At 72.5% G+C, this 7285-nt stretch carries 10 protein-coding genes; 6 read left to right on the plus strand and 4 right to left on the minus strand.

Going from position 1 to position 7285, the window contains the following annotated elements; genetic code table 11:
• The first annotated feature begins 227 nt into the window (after window positions 1–227).
• Both AB0C99_RS23710 and AB0C99_RS23715 read left to right on the plus strand, forming a co-directional pair.
• A complete protein-coding gene (locus AB0C99_RS23710; protein WP_362478330.1) occupies window positions 228–983 on the plus strand; it encodes a polysaccharide deacetylase family protein in 756 nt (251 codons plus the stop codon).
• Window positions 983–2179, plus strand: coding sequence for a YncE family protein (locus AB0C99_RS23715; RefSeq protein WP_362478333.1), 1197 nt, complete (start codon window positions 983–985; stop codon window positions 2177–2179). Before AB0C99_RS23710 ends, AB0C99_RS23715 begins: the two co-directional genes overlap by 1 nt.
• Before the next feature lie 4 nt (window positions 2180–2183).
• Here the strand turns inward: AB0C99_RS23715 and AB0C99_RS23720 are convergent, their stop codons facing one another.
• The gene (locus AB0C99_RS23720) at window positions 2184–2822 is read right to left on the minus strand and encodes a GNAT family N-acetyltransferase (RefSeq protein ID WP_362478335.1); all 639 of its coding nucleotides are present in this window, start codon (window positions 2820–2822) and stop codon (window positions 2184–2186) included.
• A 70-nt stretch (window positions 2823–2892) separates the two neighbouring features.
• Here AB0C99_RS23720 and AB0C99_RS23725 point away from each other — a divergent pair, with 70 nt between their 5' ends.
• Window positions 2893–3108 carry an EF-hand domain-containing protein gene (locus AB0C99_RS23725; RefSeq protein WP_362478337.1) on the plus strand — a complete coding sequence of 72 codons (216 nt, stop codon included), beginning with the start codon at window positions 2893–2895 and terminating at the stop codon, window positions 3106–3108.
• A gap of 89 nt (window positions 3109–3197) precedes the next feature.
• Window positions 3198–4106 carry a CopD family protein gene (locus tag AB0C99_RS23730; RefSeq protein ID WP_362478339.1) on the plus strand — a complete coding sequence of 303 codons (909 nt, stop codon included), beginning with the start codon at window positions 3198–3200 and terminating at the stop codon, window positions 4104–4106.
• A 79-nt stretch (window positions 4107–4185) separates the two neighbouring features.
• On the opposite strand, the gene AB0C99_RS23735 is transcribed toward AB0C99_RS23730, so the two are convergent.
• The 3 genes from AB0C99_RS23735 to AB0C99_RS23745 form a co-directional block, all read right to left on the minus strand.
• Window positions 4186–4674, minus strand: coding sequence for an RICIN domain-containing protein (locus AB0C99_RS23735; protein ID WP_362478342.1), 489 nt, complete (start codon window positions 4672–4674; stop codon window positions 4186–4188).
• 97 nt (window positions 4675–4771) lie between these two features.
• Window positions 4772–5269 (minus strand): hypothetical protein, encoded by a 498-nt coding sequence (locus tag AB0C99_RS23740; protein ID WP_362478344.1) that lies wholly within the window; start codon window positions 5267–5269, stop codon window positions 4772–4774.
• Between the two features lie 155 nt (window positions 5270–5424).
• Window positions 5425–6384 (minus strand): helix-turn-helix transcriptional regulator, encoded by a 960-nt coding sequence (locus tag AB0C99_RS23745; protein WP_362478347.1) that lies wholly within the window; start codon window positions 6382–6384, stop codon window positions 5425–5427.
• Window positions 6385–6608: 224 nt separating this feature from the next.
• Between AB0C99_RS23745 and AB0C99_RS23750 the strand changes: the two genes are divergently transcribed.
• Window positions 6609–6806: a hypothetical protein gene (locus AB0C99_RS23750; protein WP_362478350.1), complete on the plus strand. Its 198-nt coding sequence runs from the start codon at window positions 6609–6611 to the stop codon at window positions 6804–6806.
• 117 nt (window positions 6807–6923) lie between these two features.
• The coding region (locus AB0C99_RS23755) for a hypothetical protein (RefSeq protein ID WP_362478353.1) at window positions 6924–7285 on the plus strand (362 nt) is incomplete at its 3' end.

Genomic DNA, 7285 nt, shown 5'->3' on the forward strand with positions numbered 1-7285 from the left:
AGTCGATAGCGGTCTAAATCGGGACAGATCGTCACAGTTTACCAATGAATCGTTGGTGACGTGGGGCACCATCCTTGTAAACGATGAATAAGTATGGCGTTCATCGGGTGTTTCCTCGCCTTGTCCGCATAGTGGACACCCTGTCCCGGCCCGCAATCACCGTGCAATCGTCCTGAATTGGCCCAATCATCGTTTTTCCGGCATAGCGCCCCTTAAATGGTGCCGTGATGCCGATCGACCGCCGTGGCGCCCTCCGGGCCGGCGCGGCCACCGCCCTCGCGGGAGCCCTCGCCACCGCCTGCGGCACGCCGCCGCGCCCCGCGCCGCCCCAGGGCCCCGCGCCCGCCCCTGCCGCCGCCCCCGCGCCGCGCCGCTACCCCGGCAGCCCCGAGGAGATCGCCCACGGCCCCCGCGACCGCCCCAGGGTCGCCCTCACCTTCCACGGCCAGGGCGACCCCGCCCTCGCCCGCGCCGCCCTCGGCCACCTCGAACGGGCCGGTGCCCACGTCACCGTCCTCGCCGTCGGCGAGTGGCTCGACCGGCACCCCGAGATGGCCCGCCGGATCCTCGACGGCGGCCACGACCTCGGCAACCACACCCAGCACCACATCGACGTCAACACCATGACCGAGGCCCGCGCCTACGAGGAGATCCAGGGCTGCGCCACCCGCCTGCGCCGGCTCACCGGCTCCATCGGCACCTGGTTCCGCCCCTCCCGCACCCAGCACGCCGCCGAGCCCGTCCGCCGGGCCGCCCACCGCGCCGGCTACCCGCACGTCCTCTCGTACGACGTCGACTCCCTCGACTTCACCTCGCCGGGCCCCGCCGCCGTCGTCGCCAACGTCACCGGCCCCCTGCGCGCCGGATCCGTGGTGAGCCTCCACTTCGGCTACGCCGACACGGTCGCCGCGCTGCCCGCCCTCCTCGCCGACCTCCACCGCCGCGGCCTGCGCGCGGTGACCACCACGGAGCTGCTGAGCTGATGCCGACCCCCGCCCCCCGCGCCCGCGCCCGCACCACGGGCCTCCTCGCCGCCGCCCTGCTCCTCACCCTGGCCGGCTGCGGCGGCCCGCGCCCCGCCGAGACCGGCGGCGCCGCCAAGAAGGAGGCGGCCGTGCTCCCCGCCGTCCCCAAGGCCGGCACCGCCGCCGGACTGCCCGGGATGCCGCCGCTGCTCCAGCCCGACGACGTCTACGCCGCCGACCGGCCGAACCGGCTCTCGCCCGTCGTCAAGGACTTCCCCTCCCGGGTGTACGTCCCCAACACCAACTCCAACACCGTCTCCGTCATCGACCCCGCCACCTTCAAGGTCGTCGAGACCATCCCGGTCGGCCGGCAGCCCCAGCACGTGGTGCCCTCCTGGGACCTCAAGACCCTCTGGGTCAACAACAACCGGGGCCACACCCTCACCCCCATCGACCCCGCCACCGGCGCCGCCGGCAAGCCCGTCGAGGTCCACGACCCGTACAACCTCTACTTCACCCCGAACGGCAAGTACGCCGTCGTCATGGCCTCCCTCGACCGCGAGCTCGTCTTCCGCGACCCGCACACCATGGAGCGCCGCAAGACCGTCCCCGTCTCCTGCTACGGCGTCAACCACGCCGACTTCTCCGCCGACGGGCGCTACTTCGTCGTCTCCTGCGAGTTCTCCGGCGAGCTCCTCAAGGTCGACACCGAGAAGATGGCCGTCGTCGGCCAGCAGAAGCTGCCCTTCAAGGGCGCCATGCCGCAGGACGTCAAGATCTCCCCGGACGGGAAGACCTTCTACATCGCCGACATGATGGCCCACGGCATGTGGGTCCTCGACGGCGAGAAGTTCACCACCCCCACCCTGCTCCCCACCGGCAAGGGCTGCCACGGCCTCTACGTCTCCCGCGACTCCAAGGAGATGTACGTGTCCAACCGGGGCGAGGGCACCGTCTCCGTCTTCGACTTCACCCAGAACCGCCTCACCAAGAAGTGGCGGCTCCCGCAGGGCGGCTCACCCGACATGGGCGGCGTCTCCGCCGACGGCAAGGTCCTGTGGCTCTCCGGACGCTACGACTCCGAGGTCTACGCCATCGACACCACCAACGGGAAGCAGCTCGCCCGCATCCCCGTCGGCAGCGGCCCCCACGGCCTCGCCGTCTACCCCCAGCCCGGCCGCTACTCCCTCGGCCACACCGGCGTCTTCCGCTGAGCCGCTAGCGCGCGACCAGCAGCACCTCCGCGCCCGCCGGGCGGTACCCCGCCGCCTGGAAGGCGCGGACGCTGCGCGCGTTCCCCGGGCTGTTCTGCGCCCACACCACGCCGTCCGGGGTCAGCTGCCGGGCCGCCCGCGCCAGTGCCCGGCCGAGACCCCGGTGCCGCGCGTCCGCGTCGACCTCCACCGCCGCCTCCATCCGGCCCGCGACGCCCCGGCCCAGGATCAGCACCCCGCCGTCCGCCGCCCACACCCGGACCTCGTCGCGGTACTTCAGGGCCCGCGCCACCCGGGGATGCCCCTGGTCCCGGATCTCCCGCAGCGCGATCTCCGGCTCGCCCGGCAGCGCCCCCGCCACCGTCATCAGGTCGATCGTGTTCACGTACCGGCCGGTGCGCGCCATCAGCGCCGACAGGAAGCGCGGGGTCATGCTCGCCACCAGCGGATCCGTCGACGCCGCCGCCAGCTCCGCCCGTATCCACTCCGGGTCCTCGTCCAGGAAGACCACCGAGTGCGCCGTGAACGACAGCACCCCCGCGTCCCGCCCGTTCGGCTGGGGGAGGATCGTCGTCGAGCCGTCCGGCGGCGGGAACTCCCCGCGGGCCGCCGCGTCCAGGATGCCTGCCACGTCGCTGTTCATACCCCCATCATCCGGCACGGAGGCGCCCGCTAATCTGGCCCGGACATCGAAGCACCACGAAGGGGAAGCAGTGGCGGACATCAACGAGGCGCGGACCGCGTTCGAGCGGTTCGACGTGGACGGGGACGGCTTCATCACGGCCGCCGAGTACAAGAGCGTCATGGCGCAGCTGGGCGACTTCAACGTCACCGAGACCGTCGCCGAGGCGCTCATCAAGCAGCGCGACGACAACGGGGACAAGAAGCTGTCCTTCGACGAGTTCTGGGCCCACCTCAGCAAGGCGTGAGCCCCCGCGGGGGCGGGGCGGGCGGCGCCGTACGACCAAGCGCACGTACGTGAGTTGCCGCCCGTCCGGCCCCCGGTGACGATCGTCCGGTGACGCTCCCCGGCCCCCTCGGCACCCCGATCCGGCTGACCGCGGCCCTGCTCGCCGCCGCCGCCACCCTCGCCGCCGCCCTCCTCGGCGCCGGAGTCGCCCAGACGGGCACCGGCGAACTGGAGATCCCCGCGGCGGGCACCATCACCCTGCTGCGCCTGTTCATCCTGCTCGCCCTGGCGGTCCAGCTCGGCGAGCTCGTCGGCGTCCGGCTGGCCGGCGAGGGCCCGCTGCCCCGCCGCTGGTCGCTGCCCGCCGCCGCCCTCGGGCTGGCCTCCTCGGCCGCCCTGCTCGGCCTGCTCGCCGTCATCAGCGGACTGCGGCTCGGCACCGTCTACGGGCTCCGCGAGGGCCGGCTGCTGCTGGTCACCGCCAACGCCTTCGCCCTCGCCGCCCTGTGCGCCGCCTCCCGGCGCCCCGCGCTCGCGCTCGCCCCGCTGGCCGTCGCCGTCGGCGCCGAGGCCCTGCGCGCCCACCCCGAGGCGTACACCCCGGCCATCGGTTTCGGCCTCACCGTCGTCCACCTCACCGGCGCCTCCCTGTGGTGCGGCACCCTGCTGTACGTGCTGCGCACCATGCGGCTGCGGGAGGGCGGCGCGGACGTGCTGCGGCGGTACGCCAGGATGGCCGCCTGGGTCTTCGCCGCCCTCGCCGTCACCGGCACCTGCTCCACCCTGCGGCGCCTCCCGCTCGACGCCGTGCTGACCACCGCGTACGGCAGGGTGCTGCTGTTCAAGCTGGCCCTCTTCGGGGTGGCCGCCCTGCTCGCCCTGACCGCCCGCCGCCGGATGCTGCGCGGCGCGGACGCCCAGCCGCCGGCCCGCGCCGAGCTGGCCGTGCTGGGGGGCGTGGTGCTGGTCTCGGCGCTGCTGACGGTGGTGCCGGACCCGCACTGGCTGGTCCACTGAGAAGCCCCCGCCCGGGAGACCGGGCGGGGGCCTTTCCGGCCGGGGCCGTCAGGTGGTCAGCGTGGCGCCGTGCGGGTCGTCAGCCGGGGATGCTCGTGGTGAGGTACCACTGCTGGTAGGGGTTGGTGTCGCCGTACTGCTTGAGGTACGCGTTGCCCTTGGCGTCGGAGTCCAGCGCGTTGCCGCTGATGACGAGGCGGAGCTTCCCGCTGATGAAGTACTCGTCCCAGAGGTCGTTGCCGTCGATTCCGCACGGCCGGGTCTCCAGGAACAGGGAGAAGATGTTCTGCGGCCTCAGGCAGCGGCCGGTTCCCTGGTTCTGGAGCTGGATCTTTCCGCTGACGCGCTTGTAGTCCCACTTCTGGTACGCGCTGGTGGTGGAGCAGGACGAGGTGGTGACCGAGCTGACGTTGTCGGTGAGGCAGAGCCCCGTCTGGACGTTCTGGAGCCGCCAGATGCCGCCGCTGGGGCCGCCCGCGGCGTGGGCGGTCGTGGTCATGCCGGCGAGCAGGAGCGCGGTGGCGCCCGCCGTGGCCGCGAGGCCGCCGAGGGTGTTGCGGATGGTCATGGCGTTTCTCCCTGGAGAGCCGGCCGGCGCTGGGTGCCGGGGGTGGTGCGGGTCATGTCGGGCTGTGCGGGGCTGTCGGGCGAGTGCTGTTCCCGGCTCAGGGGGAGGTCACGGTCCACTGCTGGTAGGGGTTGTCCGATCCGTAGGTCTTCGCGTAGGCGTTGCCCTTGGCGTCGGAGTCCACGGCCTGGGTGGAGGTCTGGCCCGTGTTCAGGTTGAGGTACTCGTCCACGAGCCGGTACGTCCCGCCGGAGTAGAGCTCCGTCCAGAGCATCCCGTTGCCACAGGCGGGATCCGTCTCGAGGTGGCCGGGGAGGAAGGGGTCGATCCACAGGCAGCGGCGGGTCTGGACGTTGCGGAGCAGGATCTGGCCGTTCTGCACCCCGCGTTCCCACTGCTGGTAGGGGTTGGTCGCGCCGCAGGTCTTCGTGTACACGTCGCCCTTGGCGTTGGAGTCGAGGCAGAGCCCGGTTCTGGCGTTGTGGTACTGGAAGACGTTGCCGGCGGCGTGGGCGGCCGGGGCCGTTCCCAGGCTGAGCAGGACGGTCGCTCCCGCGGCGGTCAACGCGCCGGTGATCTTCGTGCGCATGCGCATGTGATTCATCCTTAATGGAAATAAATGGGTGGAACCTTGTATGGGTTGCCGCTCGTGACTGCCGTCCGGGAGGGCCCCGGTGCCGGGGGTCCGGGCGGGGGCCGGGCCCGGGGGTCCGGGCGGGGCCGAGGGGCGGGCGGGCTGGTGCCATGGCGTCAGATCCACCCGCGTTCGCGGGCGCGCAGCGCGGCCTGGAAGCGGTTGTCGGCGCCGAGCAGGCTCATGAGCCGGGCCACGTGCTTGCGGTAGGTCCGCAGGGCCATGCTCAGCTGCCGTGCCCCGGTCTCGTCCTTGTCGACGAGGTACAGGCTCTGCAGCACCTGGCGCTCGGTCTCGGTCAGCGTGGGAAGCTCCGCCTCGGGCAGCTCGTTGGAGGCGTCCCACATCCGGTCGAAGAGCGAGACCAGAGTGCTGACCAGGCCGGACTCCCGGGTGAGCAGGGCTCCGCGGGCCGTGTTGCAGGGGTCGATCGGGGTGAGCGCCACGGAGCGGTCGCAGATGATCATGCGGTCTAGGGGGTGCGGGGAGACCCGGATCTCCGCGCCCCGGCCCGCGAGCTCCCGCAGATAGGCCATGGTCGGCCCGTCCTGGAGGCAGGCCGCCGCCATGAGGGTCCGCATCCGCACCCCTCGGCGCAGGATCCGCAGGTCGATCGGGCGGGAGACCTCGATCGACTCCGCCGAGAGCACCCCGACCGGATTGGTCGTCAGGTTCTCCGTACGGGCGAAGAACGTCACCTCGTCGATCACGGCCCGTACGGCCTCCAGGCCCTCGATCTGCTGGATCCCCGGACGGTCGTGCACCGCCTTGGCGGCGGCCTCGCCCTCCGCGTTCAGGGTCCGGACCACGCCGCTGCTGCGGGCGGTCTCCTGGAGGTCGTCCTGGACCCGGCCCACCTGGTGCTCGATCAGCCGCTCGACCGCCCGCTTGGGGGAGAGCGGGCGCAGCCCGCCGGCCTCCGTGCGGACCACGATGCCCAGCTCCAGGGCCCGGGTGACGGTGGCCGGGCTGTGCTCGCCGATGTCGTCGCGGTCCCTGAGGACCGCCCGGTAGAGCCGCTCCTCGGCGTCGGTGACACCCAGGAACGCCAGGGCGTTGGCCGATCCGCGCGCCATCACGCCGACCACCGCCGACCGTCGGAGCGGCTGCCGGGGCGGGTGCGGGGGGTGCAGGAAAGTGCGCGGGAAGTGGGCTCTTTGCTGCACGGCCACGGCCGCCCGGAGCGGTGCTCGCGGGGGCAACATTCTTCTTGTGAGGGCGGCCCGCCGGGACGAGAACGGCGGGAGGGCCCGAACACGGCATCCACGTCCAGCAGCAGCGTCAGCCCAGGAGGTATCCCGTGAACCGCATCGCGGCCCGCATCGTGTCCGGCGCCATCGCCGCCCTCCTGGTCACCGGCGCGGCCGGCGTGGCCCACGCCGACAGCACCGACACTCCGGCTCCCGGCCCGGTGACCGCCACCTCCGGCCAGAGCGCGGCCTCCGGCGGCGAGCCCGCCCCGGGCACCGTCGGTCCGCTCACCAACGACTGGGGATGACCGGACCGGGGTGAGCCCGGCCGCACCGGCCGGTGACACCCCCGTCTTCCCTTTCACACCTTTCGCCCACAGATCCCGGGCATCCCTATGCCCGGAACACCTCCGAAGGAGCCTTCCATGTCGAAGAACCTCAAGCGCGCCGCCCTGACCGTCATCGGTGCCGTCACCGCCGCCGGGCTGCTGCTGCCCGCGACCGCGCAGGCCGCTCCGGTCCCGGCCGGTGTCCCGGCCGGTGTCCCGGCCCCGCCGGCCGGGCAGGTCGGGGCGATGGCGGGCTGGAAGCTCGACATCTTCGTCGACGCCTGGGGCAACATCGGCCCGATCATCGGGAACGTCCTGAACGACATCCGGATGGAGAACGACCGGCCCGGCTTCGTGCACCGCCAGCTCGACGACACGATGAACGCCTACCCCGGCTACAACGTCATGATCATCAACGACAAGCTGAACTACTCCCTGGACCTGCAGGGCGTGGTCGC

It is taken from the genome of Streptomyces sp. NPDC048659 (assembly GCF_040650575.1).
Taxonomy (GTDB): Bacteria; Actinomycetota; Actinomycetes; order Streptomycetales; family Streptomycetaceae; genus Streptomyces.